Annotated in this window: 14 protein-coding genes; 5 read left to right on the forward strand and 9 right to left on the reverse strand. The window is 62.9% G+C overall.

From position 1 onward, the window contains the following. Window positions 1–92 precede the first annotated feature (92 nt). From ACVOL0_RS17620 to ACVOL0_RS17630, 3 genes are all read right to left on the reverse strand, one after another. Window positions 93–728: an HAD family hydrolase gene (locus tag ACVOL0_RS17620; protein WP_481550181.1), complete on the reverse strand. Its 636-nt coding sequence runs from the start codon at window positions 726–728 to the stop codon at window positions 93–95. Then, a complete protein-coding gene (locus ACVOL0_RS17625; protein WP_481550182.1) occupies window positions 728–1462 on the reverse strand; it encodes a hypothetical protein in 735 nt (244 codons plus the stop codon). Before ACVOL0_RS17625 ends, ACVOL0_RS17620 begins: the two co-directional genes overlap by 1 nt. Before the next feature lie 83 nt (window positions 1463–1545). Further along, window positions 1546–2610: an MBL fold metallo-hydrolase gene (locus ACVOL0_RS17630; protein WP_481550183.1), complete on the reverse strand. Its 1065-nt coding sequence runs from the start codon at window positions 2608–2610 to the stop codon at window positions 1546–1548. Between the two features lie 124 nt (window positions 2611–2734). On the opposite strand from ACVOL0_RS17630, the gene ACVOL0_RS17635 reads away from it, so the two are divergent. After that, window positions 2735–3361 (forward strand): TetR/AcrR family transcriptional regulator, encoded by a 627-nt coding sequence (locus tag ACVOL0_RS17635; RefSeq protein ID WP_481550184.1) that lies wholly within the window; start codon window positions 2735–2737, stop codon window positions 3359–3361. Window positions 3362–3532: 171 nt separating this feature from the next. After that, complete coding sequence (locus ACVOL0_RS17640; RefSeq protein WP_481550185.1) at window positions 3533–4846, forward strand: acetamidase/formamidase family protein; 1314 nt, start codon at window positions 3533–3535, stop codon at window positions 4844–4846. 294 nt (window positions 4847–5140) lie between these two features. On the opposite strand, the gene ACVOL0_RS17645 is transcribed toward ACVOL0_RS17640, so the two are convergent. Next, on the reverse strand, window positions 5141–7075 hold the full coding sequence (locus ACVOL0_RS17645) for a M1 family metallopeptidase (RefSeq protein ID WP_481550186.1): 1935 nt from the start codon (window positions 7073–7075) through the stop codon (window positions 5141–5143). Window positions 7076–7394: 319 nt separating this feature from the next. Continuing rightward, window positions 7395–8159 (reverse strand): bifunctional demethylmenaquinone methyltransferase/2-methoxy-6-polyprenyl-1,4-benzoquinol methylase UbiE, encoded by a 765-nt coding sequence (gene ubiE / locus ACVOL0_RS17650; RefSeq protein ID WP_481532532.1) that lies wholly within the window; start codon window positions 8157–8159, stop codon window positions 7395–7397. A gap of 92 nt (window positions 8160–8251) precedes the next feature. Here ubiE and ACVOL0_RS17655 point away from each other — a divergent pair, with 92 nt between their 5' ends. Both ACVOL0_RS17655 and ACVOL0_RS17660 read left to right on the forward strand, forming a co-directional pair. Beyond that, on the forward strand, window positions 8252–8704 hold the full coding sequence (locus ACVOL0_RS17655) for a nucleoside deaminase (protein WP_303747502.1): 453 nt from the start codon (window positions 8252–8254) through the stop codon (window positions 8702–8704). 119 nt (window positions 8705–8823) lie between these two features. After that, window positions 8824–9075 carry a hypothetical protein gene (locus tag ACVOL0_RS17660; protein ID WP_481550187.1) on the forward strand — a complete coding sequence of 84 codons (252 nt, stop codon included), beginning with the start codon at window positions 8824–8826 and terminating at the stop codon, window positions 9073–9075. A gap of 208 nt (window positions 9076–9283) precedes the next feature. Here the strand turns inward: ACVOL0_RS17660 and smeE are convergent, their stop codons facing one another. Both smeE and ACVOL0_RS17670 read right to left on the reverse strand, forming a co-directional pair. After that, on the reverse strand, window positions 9284–12430 hold the full coding sequence (gene smeE, locus ACVOL0_RS17665; RefSeq protein WP_481550188.1) for a multidrug efflux RND transporter permease subunit SmeE: 3147 nt from the start codon (window positions 12428–12430) through the stop codon (window positions 9284–9286). Between the two features lie 12 nt (window positions 12431–12442). Beyond that, window positions 12443–13627 (reverse strand): efflux RND transporter periplasmic adaptor subunit, encoded by a 1185-nt coding sequence (locus ACVOL0_RS17670; protein WP_481550189.1) that lies wholly within the window; start codon window positions 13625–13627, stop codon window positions 12443–12445. A 231-nt stretch (window positions 13628–13858) separates the two neighbouring features. On the opposite strand from ACVOL0_RS17670, the gene ACVOL0_RS17675 reads away from it, so the two are divergent. After that, window positions 13859–14533 (forward strand): TetR family transcriptional regulator, encoded by a 675-nt coding sequence (locus ACVOL0_RS17675; RefSeq protein ID WP_481550190.1) that lies wholly within the window; start codon window positions 13859–13861, stop codon window positions 14531–14533. A 309-nt stretch (window positions 14534–14842) separates the two neighbouring features. Here the strand turns inward: ACVOL0_RS17675 and hslU are convergent, their stop codons facing one another. Beyond that, window positions 14843–16219: an ATP-dependent protease ATPase subunit HslU gene (hslU, locus tag ACVOL0_RS17680; protein WP_481515942.1), complete on the reverse strand. Its 1377-nt coding sequence runs from the start codon at window positions 16217–16219 to the stop codon at window positions 14843–14845. 29 nt (window positions 16220–16248) lie between these two features. Beyond that, window positions 16249–16800, reverse strand: coding sequence for an ATP-dependent protease subunit HslV (gene hslV, locus ACVOL0_RS17685; RefSeq protein ID WP_055772387.1), 552 nt, complete (start codon window positions 16798–16800; stop codon window positions 16249–16251). Window positions 16801–17064: the final 264 nt, after the last annotated feature.

Consider the following 17064-nt stretch of genomic DNA (forward strand, 5'->3'; position numbering starts at 1 on the left):
TCCGCCTGCAATCCAGCATTGCCAGCTTCGCGGCTTACGCCGCTCCCACAAGAGGCTATATCGGTAACGCCCCAGCCGAGCATGGCTCGGCTCTACCCGGATGCTGCAGCCTGCCATTGCTGCAGCAACTGCGCGCAATCGCGCAGCTGCCATTGCGCCATGCCAGGCCACGGGTCACCCGGCACATTGATCAGAACCCCCGGAACGCCAGCGGCCTTCGCCGTGGCCAGATCGTAGTAATGATCACCAACCATGCGCATCTGCGCCGGCAACACCTGCCAACGCTCGGCAAAGAACTGCAGGCCAGCCGGCGACGGCTTGGGCGCCACTTCCCAGCGGCCGATGATTTCCTCGACGGCAAAACACTCCGCCACACCAATCGCCGCCAGCGTCACTTCAGCCAGCTCACGCGCATTGCGGGTAAGGATGCCCAGCCGACAACCATCGGCATGCAGCGCGCGGATCAAGGCCACCGCTCCCGGCGCCGCGATCGACGCCTCGGCCAACGCACGCTCGTGCTGCATCAGCCAGGCGTGGCTGTCAGCGGCCTGCTGCGCAGGCAGGCTGGCCAGGTGCTCAAGAATGTCCGCACCGGATGGAATCTGCAGCTCGCGCCGGATCAATTCAAAGTCATGCACAGGCTCAGTCAGGGTACCGTCCATGTCGAACACCCAATGACGGCTGGCGGCGACGCCGCAACGCCCCGCCACATCAGCAAGCACCGGCATCAATCCCAGTTCGGCATCTGACTGCCATCCAACCCGCCAACCTCGAACACCGCCTTGCGGGTGCCGCCAGCCAACACCGGGAACTCGATCTCGATCACCTTGGCCTTGCGTGCCTGCCGCCACAGGCCGCGGTTGTCTTCGATGAACATGGCGATGGCCTCATCGGTATCCGGACGACGCGCGGCCATGCTGCGGGCCGGCGCACCATCAACGCTGACCTTGACCTGGCAGCCGCGGTAGCAGGCCTTGGCGAAGTCGCTGGACTGCAGCACCAGGTAAGCGTGGCGCTTCCACTCCGGGTGATCACGGAATACCAGGTTCACCTGCTTGGGGCCGGTGCTGTCAACTTCCACGCGGTCCTTGCTGAGGATCGCCGCCGAGCGCTGGGTGCCACCTTTGACCGGCACCTGGTTGTAGCTCCACAAGGCCTGCATGCGGCGCAGCTCGCTGGCCGCCGCCGCCTTCTCCCGGACCTCGGCAAAACCCGGCTCGATGCGCTTGGCGGTTTCCGAATCGGGGAACTGATCGAGCAGCGCAGCACCATGGATGCGCGCCTTTTCCCAATCAGCCGCGGTCACTGCAGCGTCGTAGAGCTTGCCGATGCCTTCGGCATCAGCCTCACGTTTGGCGCGCTCCTGTGCAGCCGCAGCTTCCTGTTGCTGGCGCTCTGCCTCCGGGTTGCTGCAGGCAGCCAGGGCGAGGATGCAGAGGGCGCCGAGAATCAAAGGTTTCATCAAACAGCTCCGGTGAACGTGGCGCGGAATGGGCGCGCGATGGGCTTCACTTTAGAGCATGTTGGAGGGTTCCGGATTCGGGATCAGCCTTTGCCATTGTCATCGATGCCATCAAGCTCCCCCACCCGCCACCAATGCGTTGAAGGCGCAGGCGCACGGATATCCAGACGCTTGCCCATCTGCGGTGCAGTCAATACAACCCCCTGCTCCTCCGCCAACACCGTGATCCGCTCGAACGGCTCGGTCCACGGGTGCAGGGCCAGATCAAACGTGCCGTTGTGAATCGGCATCATCACCTTGCCGCGCACATCCAGATGCGCCTGCAGGCTCTGCTCCGGCTGCATGTGCACATCCGGCCAATCGGCGTCATAGGCACCGGTCTCGACCATCGCAAGATCGAACGGGCCGTAGCGTTCGCCGATCTTCGCAAAGCCGTCGAAGTAACCGCTATCACCACTGAAGAAGATGCGCGTGCGGCCGGTATCGATCACCCACGATGCCCACAGGGTGCGGTTGCCATCGGACAAACCGCGACCGGAGAAATGCTGCGCAGGTGTGGCCGCGATTTTCAGGCCCTCCACCCGCGTTTCCTGCCACCAGTCCAGCTGGGTGATCTTCTCCTGCGGCACGCCCCAGGCCAGCAGGCGATCACCCACGCCCAACGCGGTGACGAAGTGCCGCACCTTCGGTGCCAACGCCAGCACCGCGTCGTGGTCGAGGTGATCGTAGTGGTCGTGGGAAATGATGACGCCGGTGATTTCCGGCAACTCATCGATCGACAGCGGCGGCGCATGGAAACGCTTCGGCCCCATGAACGAAAACGGCGACACGCGCTCGGAGAACACCGGGTCGGTCAGCCAGAAGTGACCATCCAGCTTCATCAGCATGGTCGAGTGACCCAGCCGCCACAGGCTGTCGTCCGGTGCGTCCAGCAAGGCCTGGCGGGTCAAGGCGTGCACCGGAATCGCCACCTGCGGCGTCGCATCGGCCGGCTTGTCGAACAGGAAGCGCCACCACACCTTGGCGCCCCGCACGAAGCCAAGCGGAACCTGCTCGGCCACATTGTGGAAACGCCCCTCGCCATATTGCGGCGACTGGTCGTAGGAGGCGGCCGGATGTGCACCGCAGGTCAGCAGGCCAATGGACATGGCAATCAATGAGAAGGAGGAAACGAGGCAGGCGACGCTTCATGGCTGGGCTTGCCGGTAAAAGTACACTTACGAGTTTACTTCCATCTCAAGGAAAGTAAACTGAACGGTGTAAAATAATCGAATGACTGACTCCAAGCGCCCGCTCCGCCTGACCGACCGCAAACGCGAGGCGATCCTGCGCGCGGCAGTGGCCGAGTTCCGCGAACTGGGCTTTGCCGGCACCAGCATGGACCGCATCGCCGCCACCGCCGAAGTGTCCAAGCGCACGGTCTACAACCACTTCGCCAGCAAGGACGAGCTGTTCACCGCCATCCTCTGGCAGTTGTGGGAAGCCAGCCAGTCGCTGGACGCGCTCGCCTACGATCCAGCCAGATCACTGCGCGAACAGTTGCTGGGCTTCGTCGCACAGAAACTGCGCCTGCTCAGCGATGCCAGCTTCATCGACCTGTCGCGGGTTGCCATGGCCGAGTTGGTGCATGCGCCGGAACGGGCGCGGGCGATGATGGACAAGCTGGCCGAGAAGGAAGAAGGCCTGACCACCTGGATCCGCGCCGCACAGACCGACGGCCGCCTGCGCGACGACATCACCCCGGCCGAGGCCGCCCATCAACTGCAGGGCATGGTCAAGGCATTTGCGTTCTGGCCACAGATAGCGATGGGTGCTGCCCCCTTGGACGCGAGCGCGCAGCAGCGGGTGATGCACGACTGCGTGGACATGTTCCTGGCAGTGCGCGCGCTCACGCCCTGAGTACGGGTACGGCGCGCCCCCACCCCGGCAGCCTGCCGCAGGGATCATCGCTCAGCCGAACGAGCGGCCAGCATGACTACAGGTGTAGTTACCTTTGACACTGCGACGGCAAGGCAGCCATTCGTACACTCCGCGAACACGCCCACCGGGCCCTTCGCAGACATATGCAACGTGCGCACTTCCCTGAGATGGTCATCGCTGTTGTTGTCCCTGCTCCCACTCAAAGCCCTCGCCACCGATCAATGGATTTTGGTCACTGATCTATGGGGAAATTCCGCCCAGCAGACCCTGAACCTGGACGTGCAAGGCACGCGGGTCAGCGGAACATTGGGCGGCGACCCGATCAGCGGCAGCTTGAACGGCACGCAGCTGAAGTTCACCGCAACTGGCAGTGATGGCCAGGTCTATCACTACGACGGCCGCATCGATGGCAGTCGCATGCAGGGCCGAAGCGACGAGCCGGACACCAACAACCGCAGTGCGCGTGCAGCGCATGATTTCAGCGCTTGGCGGGTGCCGTCGCGGCCGGACAACACACCGCGCCAGCACGACTTCACCCCAAGCGATTACTCCAATACCTTCAGTGCCGAGCGCACACCGGTACTGGTGATCTGGCCGGGCGATTCGGTACAGACCAGGACGCTGGATTCCGGCGGTGTCGACGAGCACGGCATCACCCGCGCCCTGTTCGGCAACCCGCAGGTCGGGCCGTTCTTCGTCGCCGGTGCCGAGCCCGGCGACACGTTGGCGATCACCATCAGCTCGCTCAAACTCAATCGCGACTATGCCGATAGCCTCGACGGCATCGTCGGCCGCTTGAAGACGCCGCGCATCGCCACCGAGACCGCGTCGCTGGGCAAGCCCGTCCGTTGGGAACTGGACCGGGTGCGCGGCATGGCACGCCCACAAGGCGCCAGCGGCGCATTGAAGAACTTCGAGATCCCGGTCAAGCCGATGCTCGGTGGTCTTGCCGTTGCACCCGGCTTTGGTTACCCGCCCTTCTCAACCGGCGACACCAGCGACTTCGGCGGCAACATGGATTTCAACGCCGTAGTCCAGGGCAACACGGTTTATCTGGAGGTACAGCAGCCCGGCGCATTGCTGTATGTCGGTGATGGCCATGCGCTGCAGGGCGACGGTGAAACCAGTCAATGGGCATTGGAAACATCACTGGACGTGGTGCTGAAGGTTGAACTGATCAAGAAGCAGTCCATCGCCACACCGCGCGTTGAATCGCCTACGCAGATCATGACGCTGGGGCAAGCAGGTTCCAGTGATGATGCGCTGCGCTTGGCAACCTCGGGAATGCTGCAGTGGCTGCGCCAGTCCTATGGTCTGGACATGTCACAGGCTACCCAGGTGCTGGGCGTGGCGGTGCAGTACAGCGTGGTCAATCTTGCCGGCCGCAGTGTCGGAGTAGCGGCGAAGATCGACAAGGCGGTGTTGAAGGATTTGCCGCTTGCGGCGGCAAAGAGCAGCCATTGAGGGCTGCGATCGAGTCTGATTGCGGCTCCGGCGCACGAAGTCCACGCGCTCGGGAGCGTCATACAACCTGCACAACAACGCCGCCACCATGTAGTGCCGAGCCATGCTCGGCAGAGGCCTCACCGGTAACGCCCAGCCGAGCATGGCTCGGCTCTACCAAAAAAAGCTTCGCGCGAAGGGTCCCGGGTGCGCTGCGCTTATCCGGGCTACACAACTACCCGCAGATTTGAAGCCCACACAAAAACAAACGGCGAGCCGAAGCTCGCCGTTTGCATAGAACTCGACGGATGCCGATTACTGCTTCGGTGCAGCTTCAGCCTTGGCGATCATCGCTTCCACCGAGGCGGTGGTGATCGGGTGGTAGCCCGGCTTGGCCCTGGCGAAGACTTCCTTGGCGAAGGCCAGACCTTCCGGCGTCTTCAGCAATTCAGCGTAGATCGGCAGCACCAGCTTGCGGCGACCGACCTTCTGGATGAACTCACCAGCTGCCGCCTGTGCATCGGTGTAACCGCTGCGGATCGCCAGCGGGTACCAACGCATCGCGATCTCGCCGTTCGGGGTACCGGTGAAGTGGTAGCCCTTGTCCAGCTGCGCCATCTTCTCGACCGGCAGCTTCTCGCCCATACCATCGATGAAGCGCACCCATTCCTGGGTGTTCCACTCGCGGGTCACCTGGTTGTTCGGCAGCGAATCGCTGCCCAGGAAGGCGATGCGTGCAGTGTCGACCACGGCGAAGTTGCGCGAACGGGCCTTGGTGGCGAACGCCGGGATGCCCGGCTCTTCCAGCCATGCCTTCAGCTCGGCATCGGTGACCGCTGTCGGATTCTTCGGCAGCAGGTTCTTCTTCATGTACTCGACGAACTGGTCGGTGTTGGCGCTCTGGAAGGCATGGTCGTCGAACCAGCCACGCAGGAACGGGTCAAACACCGCACGGCCAAAACGCTGCTCCAGGAACTGCAGGAACCATGCGCCCTTGACGTAAGCCACCTGGCTCAGCGCGTCGTCCGGGTCACGCTCGTTGAGCGGCGGCAGCGCCAGCGCCTGGTCGGCGGGGCTCATGTCCTTCACTTCGTTGAGCAGATCGGTCTGGTCGATCTCGCGTTCCATCTCAGCCATCTCCGTGCCATACAGCGCCTCGGTGATGCGGCCCTGCACGTAGGTGGTGAAACCTTCGTTGAGCCAGATGTCCTTCCAGCTGGCATTGGTCACCAGATTGCCGGACCAGCTATGCGCCAGCTCGTGCGCGACCAGCGACACCAGCGACTTGTCGCCAACGATGACGGTCGGCGTAGCGAAGGTCAGGCGCGGATTTTCCATGCCACCGAACGGGAACGACGGCGGCAGCACCAGCATGTCGTAACGGCCCCAACGGTATTCGCCGTACAGGTTCTCGGCAGCACCGATCATCTTTTCGGTGTCTTCGAATTCCTTGGCGGCCTTGTTGACCATGGCCGGCTCGGCCCATACGCCGGAGCGCTCGGAGATCGGCTCGAACACCAGATCGCCGGCAGCGATGGCCAGCAGGTAGGACGGGATCGGCTGCGGCATCTTGAAGGCGTAGTCGCCATCGCGTGCAGCCTTCGGATCGTTGTCGGCGCTCATCAGCACCATCACGTCCGGGCGGCTGGTGACATGCGCGCTATAGGTGAAGCGGACGCTAGGGGTGTCCTGCAACGGCACCCAGGAACGGGCGTGGATGGCCTGCGACTGGCTGAACATGAAGGGCAGCTTCTTGCCCTCGGTCATGGACGGCTCCAGCCACTGCAGACCGGAGGCGGTCGGCGCGGTGTGGTAGGTGATGCGCACCGAGGTCGGCTGGGCCGGGGTTTCGATGCTCAGCTTGCTGCCGAACACCTTGTCGGCCGGTGCCAGCGCGAACTGCAACGGGGTGGCAGCGCCATCGGCAGCGAGGGCCTCGACCTTTTCAACGGTCAGCTCGCGGGTATCGAGCAGCAGCTGCTTGGCAGCCTTGTCCTTCCACTCCAGCGTATAGGTCGCCGTGCCGCCGATCTGCTTGGCGTCGAAATCGACCTTCAGGTCCAGCGCCACGTCCTTGATGACAACCTTTTCGGGTTCAGCGTAGGAGCTTTCATCGTGGCTGCGGCTGACGGTATTCACGGCGGCGGCGGGCTTCTGGGCGACGGGGTCGACGGTGGGGGCTGCGGGTTCTTTGGCACAGCCGGCGACAAGCGCCACGGCCAGGGGCAGCATCAGGAACGAAGAACGCATTGATCTGGAACCGGTTCAGGGGATAACCGTTGATTTTAAACCCGAAAGGCTTGGGTGGATGCGGCGGTGCGGCAAGCGGCACCCCCGCAGGCTTTGCGGAAGCTGCCGGGATGCGTGAATCAGCTCGCGGACCACGGTAGTGCCGAGCCATGCTCGGCAACGGCCTTACCAGCAGAGGCAAAAGCTGAAAAGCCAACCCCTCCCCAGCCCTCCCCTTGGCCTGCGGCCAAAGGGAGGGGGCAGAGGCGCAGCACCGTCCCACATACGAAAAAAGGCGGCCAATGGCCGCCTTTTCCTCAACCCACCCAGCAACCAAGCCTCAAAGCTTGTAACCGGAGTGGATCGACACAATACCCGCGCTCAGGTTCTTGTAATGGCAGCGGCCAAAACCCGCCTCGCTCATCATCGCCTTCAGCTCTTCCTGCGGCGGGTGCTTGCGGATGCTCTCGGCCAGGTACTGATAGCTGTCGGCATCACCGCGCGCAAACAGTTTGCCCAGCTTCGGCAGCACCTTGAACGAGTGGAAATCGTAGATCGGCTTGAACCAGTCAACGGTCACTTCCGAGAACTCCAGCACGCGCGCCTGCCCGCCCACCTTCAGCACGCGGTACATCTCGCGCAGCGCTGCTTCCTTGTCGGTCACGTTGCGCAGACCGAAGGAAATGGTCACCAGATCGAAGCTCTGGTCCGGGAACGGCAACGCTTCTGCATTGAGCTGCACCCACTCGAAGCCCGATACCTGGCCACGGTTGGTCAGACGGTCGCGACCCACCGACAACATACCGGCGTTGATGTCACCCAGCACCACGCTGCCTTCGGCGCCGATGCGCTCTTTCAGCAGCACCGCGATATCACCGGTACCACCGGCCAGATCCAGTACCCGATCACCCGGCTTCACCTGCGCGGTGGCTACGAAGTAGCGCTTCCACAGCCGATGAATACCCAGGCTCATCAGGTCGTTCATCACGTCGTAGTTGTCGGCCACGGAGGTGAACACCTGGCCGACAAGCTTCTGCTTGTCCTTGGCCGGTACATCGCGGAAGCCGAAGTGGGTGGTGCCGGTCTTGTAGGGGGATTCGCTCATGCCGCTGATTATCGCACCGACAGCCCGATTGCGGCGCCAGCAGGCTGAATCCGGCCGCTATGATGATCGCCACAGCACCACAAGGACCTTGCATGATCACCACCCCGGACTACCGCGCCCTGCTTGAAACCGCCATCGCCGAGGCCCGCCAGGGCCTGGCCGAAGGCGGCATCCCGATTGGCGCGGCGCTGTACCACAACGATGGCCGCCTGCTCGGCTGCGGCCACAACCGCCGCATCCAGGAAGGCGACCCGTCCATCCATGGCGAAACCGACGCCTTCCGCAAGGCGGGCCGCCAGCGCGGCTACCGCAACACCATCATGGTCACCACCCTGGCCCCATGCTGGTACTGCAGCGGCCTGGTACGGCAGTTCAACATCGGCACCGTGGTGGTGGGTGAATCGGTCAGCTTCCCCGGCGGCATCGACTGGCTGCGCGAGAATGGCGTGAACGTCATCGACCTGAATGACGCCAGCTGCATCGAGATGATGGGACGCTACATCGCGGAGAACCCAGACGTCTGGAATGAAGATATCGGCGAGTAACGCGCCTGAATCTGAATAAACCCCTATTAATCTCACAAGGAAATTAGACGCTGTAGTCAGATCGTAAGAAAAACAGCGTTATGCTCGGGGTACAGGGGCACTGCCATCGAGGTGAAGCGATGTATACAACGCCCATCCAACACAGCAGTCGCCAATCCCTCCAGCGTGCTGGGGAGCAATTGCGACAGCAGTACGCACGACATCGCTGCTCGGCCCCGTTCTGGGATGCCTACCAACAGGTTCAGCGTGAACTGGTAGCGGCATATCCGGAACACCAGGCCGAGCTCTGCAACCGCCTGGCGGTATTCGCCCAAGGTCTGGGCGCGGTTGAGAAGGCTCAGTTACTGGAGCTGGCGGATAACGAAGCATAAGAAAAACCGGGCCCAGCCCGGTTTTTTTTGCCTTGCCTCTGCCCCCTCCCTTTGGCCAAAGGCCAAGGGGAGGGTTGGGGAGGGGTTGGCTTTCGGGCTTTCCAGGCCCAGAGCTGCCCTCACCCCAACCCCTCTCCCGCAGGCGGGAGAGGGGTTAAAAAAGCAAAAGGCGCCTCTCGGCGCCTTTTGCTTGCAACTACCCTGCCCCTTACTGCTGCGGCAGGTCGCCGTTCCTGGCCAGCTGCTTGCGGTTGAACACCCGCTGCACCACCACGAAGAACAGCGGAATGAAGAACAGGCCGAGCAAGGTGCCCACCACCATGCCGCCCAACACGCCGGTACCGATGGCGCGCTGTGCACCCGAACCCGCACCGGAGGCGATTGCCAGCGGCAACACGCCCAGGCCGAAGGCCAGCGAGGTCATGATGATCGGACGCAGACGGTCGCGGACCGCGTGCATCGTCGCTTCGATTACACCTGCACCCTTCTCAAGGTGCTCCTTGGCGAATTCCACGATCAGGATCGCGTTCTTCGAGGTCAAGCCCACGGTAGTCAACATCGCCACCTGGAAGTACACGTCGCGCTCCATGCCGCGCATGGTGTTGGCCAGCACCGCGCCGAGAATACCCAGTGGCGCAACCATCAGCACCGCGGTCGGCACGCTCCAGCTTTCATACAGTGCGGCCAGGCACAGGAACACGATCAGCAACGACAGTGTGTACAGCAGCGGCGTCTGTGAACCGGCCTCGCGCTCCTGGTAGGACACGGCGGTCCACTCGATGGTGAAACCGGCCGGCAACTGCTTGGCCAGCTTTTCCACTTCCAGCATCGCGTCACCCGAGGCCACGCCCGGTGCGGCTTCGCCCTGGATTTCCAGTGCGGAGACGCCGTTGTAGCGCTCCAGACGCGGCGAGCCGTAATCCCAACGCTGGCTGGCGAACGCCGAGAACGGCACCATCTCGCCCGAGGAATTCTTCACCGTCCACAGGTTGAAGTCCTCCGGGTTCATGCGGAAGCCGTCATCGGCCTGCACGTAGACGCGCTTGACGCGGCCACGGTCGATGAAGTCATCGATGTAGCTCGAACCCCAGGCAGTAGCCAGCGTGCTGTTGATGGTGTCCAGCGACAGACCGTGTGCACCGGCCTTGGCCACGTCGATGTCCAGACGCAGCTGCGGGGTGTCGTCCAGGCCGTTCGGGCGCACGTTGGCCAGCAGCTTGCTCTGCCCAGCCATACCCAGCAGTTGGTTGCGTGCATTGACCAGCGCATCATGGCCGGCACCGCTGTTGTCCTTCAGGAAGAAGGTGTAGCCCGAGGCGATACCCAGCTCCGGCATTGCCGGCGGCGGGAAGGCAAAGATGAAGGCGTCCTTGATCTGGCCGAGCGCTGCCATCGCACGACCGGTGATCGGCCCAACGCCCTGATCGGCGCTACGCTCGTGCCAGTCCTTGAGCTTGACGAAGGCCATGCCCGAGTTCTGGCCCATGCCCGAGAAGCTGAAGCCCTGCACCGAGAACACCGACTCAACGGCGTCCTTCTCGTTCTTCAGGAAGTGGTCTTCCAGCTTGTAGATCGACTCCAGGGTACGTTCCTGGGTAGCGCCAACCGGTGCGTTGACCAGCGCCATCAGGATGCCCTGGTCTTCATTGGGCAGGAACGAGCTGGGCAGGCGCGCGAACAGCAGGCCCATCACCACGGCCAAGGCCAGGAACACCGCCATGAAGCGAGCCGGGCGGGCAAGGATGCCGCGCACACCGCGCTGGTAGGTACCACTGGTGCGATCGAAGCTGTTGTTGAACCAGTTGAAGAAACGGCCCGAGATGCCCTTGTGGGCAACGTGGTGCTCGCCCTTCTTCAGCGGCTTGAGCATGGTGGCGCACAGCGCCGGGGTCAGCACGATGGCGACCAGCACCGACAAGGCCATCGCCGACACGATCGTCGCCGAGAACTGCCGGTAGATGACGCCGGTGGAACCGCTCATGAAGGCCATCGGCACGAACACCGCCGACAACACCAGGCCGATACCGACCAGTGCGCCGGTGATCTGGCTCATCGACTTGCGGGTGGCTTCCAGCGGCGACAGTCCTTCCTCGGACATGATGCGCTCGACGTTCTCCACCACCACGATGGCGTCATCGACCAATAGACCGATCGCCAGCACCATCGCGAACATGGTCAGCATGTTGATCGAGAAACCCAGCACAGAGAGGATGCCGAAGGTACCCAGCAACACCACCGGCACAGCGATGGTCGGGATCAAGGTGGCACGGAAGTTCTGCAGGAACAGATACATCACCACGAACACCAGCACGATGGCTTCCAGCAGGGTCTTGACCACACCCTTGATCGACACTTTCACGAACGGGGTGGTGTCGTACGGGATCACTGCCTTCATGCCGGCCGGGAAGTTGGCCTTCAGCTCGTCCAGGGTCTTGCTCACGCCCTCGGCGGTTTCCAGCGCGTTCGCACCGGTGGCCAGGGTGATGGCCAGGCCGGAGGCCGGCTTGCCGTTGTAACGGGTGACGAAGTCGTAGGTTTCCGCGCCCAGCTCAACCCGGGCAACGTCGCCCAGCTTCAAGGTGGAACCGTCGGTTTCGGTACGCACCACGATGTTGCGGAACTGCTCCGGCGTCTGCAGACGGTCCTGCGCATTGATGGTGGCGTTGAGCTGCTGGCCCTTGACCGCCGGTGCACCACCCAACTGGCCGACGGCGACCTGCGCGTTCTGCGCCTTGACCGCGGCAGTGACCTCGTCAACCGACACCTTGTAGGTCTGCAGCTTGGTCGGGTCCAGCCAGATGCGCATGGCGTACTTGCCACCGAACACCTGGATCGAGCCCACGCCCGGCACGCGGCTCAGCGGATCGACGACATTGGAACCGACGTAGTCGGAGATGTCGTTCTCATCCATGCTGCCGTCTTCGGAGACGAAGCCCAGCACGTTGAGGAAGCCCGAGCTGGACTTGGCAACGTTGATGCCCTGGCGCTGCACTTCCTGCGGCAACAGCGGCATCGCCAGCTGCAGCTTGTTCTGCACCTGCACCTGGGCGATGTCGGAGTTGGTGCCGCTCTCGAAGGTCAGGGTGATGCTGGCCTGGCCGTTGGAGGAGCTGTTGGAGGAGAAGTACATCAGGCCGTCCAGGCCCTTCATGTTCTGCTCGATGATCTGCGTCACCGAGTCCTCGACCACCTTGGCCGAAGCGCCCGGGTAGCTGGCGGAAATGGACACCGCAGGCGGCGCGACCTCGGGGTACATCGAGATCGGCAGCTTGAGCATTGCCAGCGCGCCGGCAAGCATGATGATGATGGCGATGACCCACGCGAAGATGGGCCTGTCGATGAAGAAGCGTGCCATGTAGTTCTCCGCTTACTGCTTGTCAGCCGGCGCCGCGGCAGGCGCGGCGGCTGGCTTGGCGGCTTCGGCACCCTTCTCGGTGGCCTGCACCGGCATCCCCGGGCCGATCTTCTGCAAGCCTTCGACGATGACCTTGTCGCCTGCCTTCAGACCGTCCTCGACCAGCCACTTGTCACCGACGGTGCGGCTGACCTTGACCGGGCGAACGGCAACCTTGCCTTCGGCATCCACCACCATCGCGGAGGTGTCGCCCTTGGGATCGCGTGCAATGCCCTGCATCGGCACCAGCAGCGCATTCGGACGCACGCCACTGCCCAGCACCGCACGCACGAACATGCCCGGCATCAATACCTGCTCCGGGTTCTCCACGCGCACGCGCATCAAATAGCTGCCGGTGGTCGGGTCGACGCTGACTTCGGAGAACTCCAGCTTGCCCTTGTGGGCAAAGGTGCTGCCGTCTTCCAGCACGATGTCGACCGGCAGTTCCGAGGCGCCTTCCAGGCGACCGGCAGCCAGTTCACGGCGCAGCTGCAGCAGCTCGGCCGAGGACTGGGTGACGTCGATATAGATCGGGTCCAGCTGGTTGATGGTGGCCAGCGGTTCGGCCTGACCGGCGCTGACCAGCGCGCCCTGGGTGACCGAGGACTTGCCGATCTGGCCGCTGATCGGTGCGGTGATGCGGGCATAGCCCAGCGTTACGTTGGCCGCATCCAGCGAGGCGCGGGCGGCGAGCACGTCGGCCTCGGCCTGCTTCCAGGTGGCCTGCGCGTTTTCGTCATCCTGCACGCTGATGACCTTGGATTTGGCCAGCTCGGCGCTGCGGCGTGCTGCCAGGCGGGCGGCGTTGGCGGTCGCTTCGGCACGCGCCAGCTGCGCACGTGCACTGTTGGCCTGGGCGCGGTAAGCAGCGTCATCCAGTTGATACAGCGGATCGCCGGCCTTGACCACGCTGCCTTCGGTGAACAGGCGCTTGGCGACGATGCCACTGACCTGCGGGCGCACTTCGGCAACCTGGTAGCCGTTTGCACGGCCGGCCAATTCACGGGTCAAAGTGACCGTTTCCGGCTTCAGCGTGACCACGGTGACCTGACCCGGCCCACCCTGCTGCGGCTGCTCTCCGCCACCCTTGCAGGCAACGAGCGCGACGGATAGTGCGAGGGAAAGCGCGACGAGACGGTAGCGACTGATAGCGGGCATGGGAGAGGAGCTCAATGGGGAAAAGTGGCGCTCGAGGATCGGGCGGAACATGAGGCATGCCGAGGCATATCCTTCCGTAGCACATACGTTACGGGTACAGCCGTGGCAACCGCCACCACCACACACATCACGGCCATCCTGCAGAGCAAGCCGCCGAAATATACATACATACACTCATGTTTGTAAACGGGTACAATTCAGGTCGGTTTCATCCAGCATTTGCACAGAGCAATGGCCAGAAAGACCAAAGAAGAAGCAGCAGCCACCCGCGAAAGCATCCTCGATGCCGCACTGGCCTGCTTCCATGAACTCGGCGTTGCAGGCAGCTCGCTGGCGGCGATAGGCGAGCGTGCGGGCGTCTCCCGTGGCGCGGTGTACTGGCACTTCAAGAACAAGACCGAAGTGCTGGAAGCAATGATCAACCGCGAGCGCGTGCCGTTCATCAAGCGCCTGCGCCAGACCTATTCGCCCCTGCGCAGCACGCCGATCCTGGACCTGCGCTCGGCGATGCTGGTGTCCTTGAGTGAGTTGGCCAACGATCCACGATTGCGCGAGATGATGGAAATCATGCTGCGCAACGACCTGTCCACCGAAAGCCTGGCGATGCAGCAACTGCAGCACGACAGCGTCGAAGAGGAAATGGCGATTTTCCGCCGCGCCCTCGAGCGCGCGCGTGACCTGGGCCAACTGCGCGATGGCGTGAACACTGCAAGCAGCGCACGCATCCTCCATGCTGGCCTGACCGGCGTGTTGTACAGCGCCATGCTGGAACCGACCCAGTTCGACCTGGAGCGCGACAGCCGCGAGATGCTGGATGCGCTGATGGCGCATTACGTAAAACCCGGTGTATTCGAGCCCGGCGCTGATCCGTCACCGCTACCACCGCCAGACCCCGAAGAAGACTAAGCAAGCCGTAGTGCCGAGCCATGCTCGGCAGAGGCCTTGCCGAGCAAGGTTGTGAGAGCCACACCTACCCTGTAGGAGCTGTGTAAGCCGCGAAGCAGACAGCGGCACCAGCAAAAGCGAAAGCAGAGCACCCCTCCCAACCCTCCCCTTGCCTGCGGCAAAGGGAGGGCTAAAGCCGCGGCACCGCTGGAAACAGGTAGTGCCGAGCCATGCTCGGCAAGGGCCTTGCTCGCAATGCCAACAACCAAAACACAAAAAAAAACGGCGACACCAAAGGCGCCGCCGCTTTTCACCAACCCAAACCAACAATCACAGAATATAGCGACTCAGGTCCGGGTCCTTGACCAGCTCACCCAGGTGCTTGTCCACATACGCCGGGTCGATCGCAATACTGTCGCCATCACGATCCGGCGCCTCATAACTCAAGGTATCCAGCAACCGCTCCAGCACCGTGTGCAGACGACGCGCACCAATATTCTCCTGCCGCTCGTTGACCTGGAACGCGATCTCCGCCAAACGGTCCACCGCCTCGGCAGTGAAGTTGACCTTGACGCCTTCCGTCGCCAACAAGGCTTCGTACTGCTTGGTCAACGCCGCCTTCGGCTCAGTGAGAATCCGCACGAAATCATTCTTGCTCAGCGCACCCAGCTCCACGCGGATCGGGAAACGACCCTGCAGCTCGGGAATCAGATCGCTCGGCTTGGCCAGATGGAACGCACCGGAAGCAATGAACAGGATGTGGTCGGTCTTCACCGTGCCGTACTTGGTCGACACGTTGGAACCTTCCACCAGCGGCAGCAGGTCGCGCTGTACGCCTTCGCGTGAGACATCGCCGCCGGACGAACCTGCGTCGCTGCGCTTGGCAACCTTGTCGATCTCGTCGATGAAGACAATGCCATGCTGCTCGCAGGCTTCAATTGCGGCCGTGCGGATATCGTCTTCGTTGACCAGCTTGCCGGCCTCTTCCTCGATCAGCAGCGGACGCGCAGCCTTGATGCTCAGCGTACGCTTGTTCGACTTGGCACTGCCCAGATTGGCGAACATCGACTTCAGCTGCTGGCCCATTTCTTCCATGCCCGGCGGGGTCATGATGTCCATGCTGACGTTGGCAGCAACGTCCAGTTCGATCTCGCGCTCATCCAGCTCGCCAGCGCGCAGCATGCGGCGGAACTTGATGCGGGTTTCGTTATCGGCAGCCGACGGTTCATTGCGCGCCGCTTCCGGATCAAAGCCAATACCAACGCTGCGGCGTGGCAGCAGCGCATCCAGGATGCGGTCTTCAGCCTTCTCCTCGGCCTGGGTGCGCACGCGCACCTTGGCCTGCTCGCGGTAGAGCTTGACCGCGGTATCGGCCAGGTCACGGATGATCTGCTCCACGTCCTTGCCGACGTAACCTACCTCGGTGAAGCGGGTAGCTTCCACCTTGACGAACGGCGCATTGGCCAGCGTGGCCAGGCGGCGCGCGATTTCGGTCTTGCCGACGCCGGTCGGACCGATCATCAGGATGTTCTTGGGCATTACTTCATTGCGCAGCTCGGTGGGCAACTGCATGCGGCGCCAGCGGTTGCGCAGCGCGATGGCGACCGCGCGCTTGGCGTCGTGCTGGCCAACGATATGACGGTCCAGCTCCTGCACGATCTCGCGCGGGGTCATGGTGGCGGAGGAAACTTCGATCTTGTGGCTCATGGGGTACTCGCGCTTGATGGCCGAAGAGCTCAGAGCTCTTCCACCACGACGTTGGTGTTGGTGTAGATGCAGATGCCGCCGGCGATATTGATCGCCTCGGTAGCCACGCCACGTGCATCCAGATCGGTGTGCTTGAGCAGTGCGCGTGCCGCGCTGAGCGCGTAGGAACCGCCAGAACCAATCGCGATGATGCCGTCTTCCGGCTCGATCACATCACCGGTGCCGCTGATGATCAGCGAGGTTTCGCGGTCGGCTACGGCCAGCAGCGCTTCGAGCTTGCCGTAGCGGCGATCGGTACGCCAATCCTTGGCCAGCTCCACCGCAGCGCGGGTCAACTGGCCGTGCTTCTCAAGCTTGGCTTCGAACAGTTCAAACAAAGTGAAAGCATCAGCGGCCGCGCCGGCAAAACCCGCCAGCACCTGACCATCGCGGCCAAGCCGGCGCACCTTGCGCGCATTGCCCTTCATCACCGTATGGCCCAGGGTGACCTGACCATCGCCAGCAATCGCCACATGCTCGCCGCGACGCACGCAGCAGATGGTGGTGGCATGAAACACGTTCGGGTTCTGACTGGGGTCCATACGGCCTCCGGAATACTGTTCACCGGTAATGGGGCCGACCAGCGCCGCGATCAAGCCTCCCCCCAACAGCGACAGCCACCATTCAGAAAAACCCAACGGGTAGTGCCGAGCCATGCTCGGCAGAGGCCTTCCCAGCACTCCCACCGACCATCTTGTGGGAGCGGCGTAATCCCTCAAGCCCCCACCACGAAAATCGTAAGAGAACCACAACCAGACAAACCACCAACAAAGCCCCGTTACCCCCAACAAAAAAAGCCACCACGC

The organism is Stenotrophomonas sp. STEN021 (assembly GCF_056760175.1).

What these genes read in the sequence shown, in the direction of transcription:
- ACVOL0_RS17620 (WP_481550181.1), bottom strand. Translation starts at nt 728, where the DNA reads ATGCCGGTGCTTGCTGATGTGGCGGGGCGTTGCGGCGTCGCCGCCAGC.
- ACVOL0_RS17625 (WP_481550182.1), bottom strand. Translation starts at nt 1,462, where the DNA reads ATGAAACCTTTGATTCTCGGCGCCCTCTGCATCCTCGCCCTGGCTGCC.
- ACVOL0_RS17630 (WP_481550183.1), bottom strand. Translation starts at nt 2,610, where the DNA reads ATGTCCATTGGCCTGCTGACCTGCGGTGCACATCCGGCCGCCTCCTAC.
- ACVOL0_RS17635 (WP_481550184.1), top strand. Translation starts at nt 2,735, where the DNA reads ATGACTGACTCCAAGCGCCCGCTCCGCCTGACCGACCGCAAACGCGAG.
- ACVOL0_RS17645 (WP_481550186.1), bottom strand. Translation starts at nt 7,075, where the DNA reads ATGCGTTCTTCGTTCCTGATGCTGCCCCTGGCCGTGGCGCTTGTCGCC.
- ubiE (WP_481532532.1), bottom strand. Translation starts at nt 8,159, where the DNA reads ATGAGCGAATCCCCCTACAAGACCGGCACCACCCACTTCGGCTTCCGC.
- ACVOL0_RS17655 (WP_303747502.1), top strand. Translation starts at nt 8,252, where the DNA reads ATGATCACCACCCCGGACTACCGCGCCCTGCTTGAAACCGCCATCGCC.
- ACVOL0_RS17660 (WP_481550187.1), top strand. Translation starts at nt 8,824, where the DNA reads ATGTATACAACGCCCATCCAACACAGCAGTCGCCAATCCCTCCAGCGT.
- smeE (WP_481550188.1), bottom strand. Translation starts at nt 12,430, where the DNA reads ATGGCACGCTTCTTCATCGACAGGCCCATCTTCGCGTGGGTCATCGCC.
- ACVOL0_RS17670 (WP_481550189.1), bottom strand. Translation starts at nt 13,627, where the DNA reads ATGCCCGCTATCAGTCGCTACCGTCTCGTCGCGCTTTCCCTCGCACTA.
- ACVOL0_RS17675 (WP_481550190.1), top strand. Translation starts at nt 13,859, where the DNA reads ATGGCCAGAAAGACCAAAGAAGAAGCAGCAGCCACCCGCGAAAGCATC.
- hslU (WP_481515942.1), bottom strand. Translation starts at nt 16,219, where the DNA reads ATGAGCCACAAGATCGAAGTTTCCTCCGCCACCATGACCCCGCGCGAG.
- hslV (WP_055772387.1), bottom strand. Translation starts at nt 16,800, where the DNA reads ATGGACCCCAGTCAGAACCCGAACGTGTTTCATGCCACCACCATCTGC.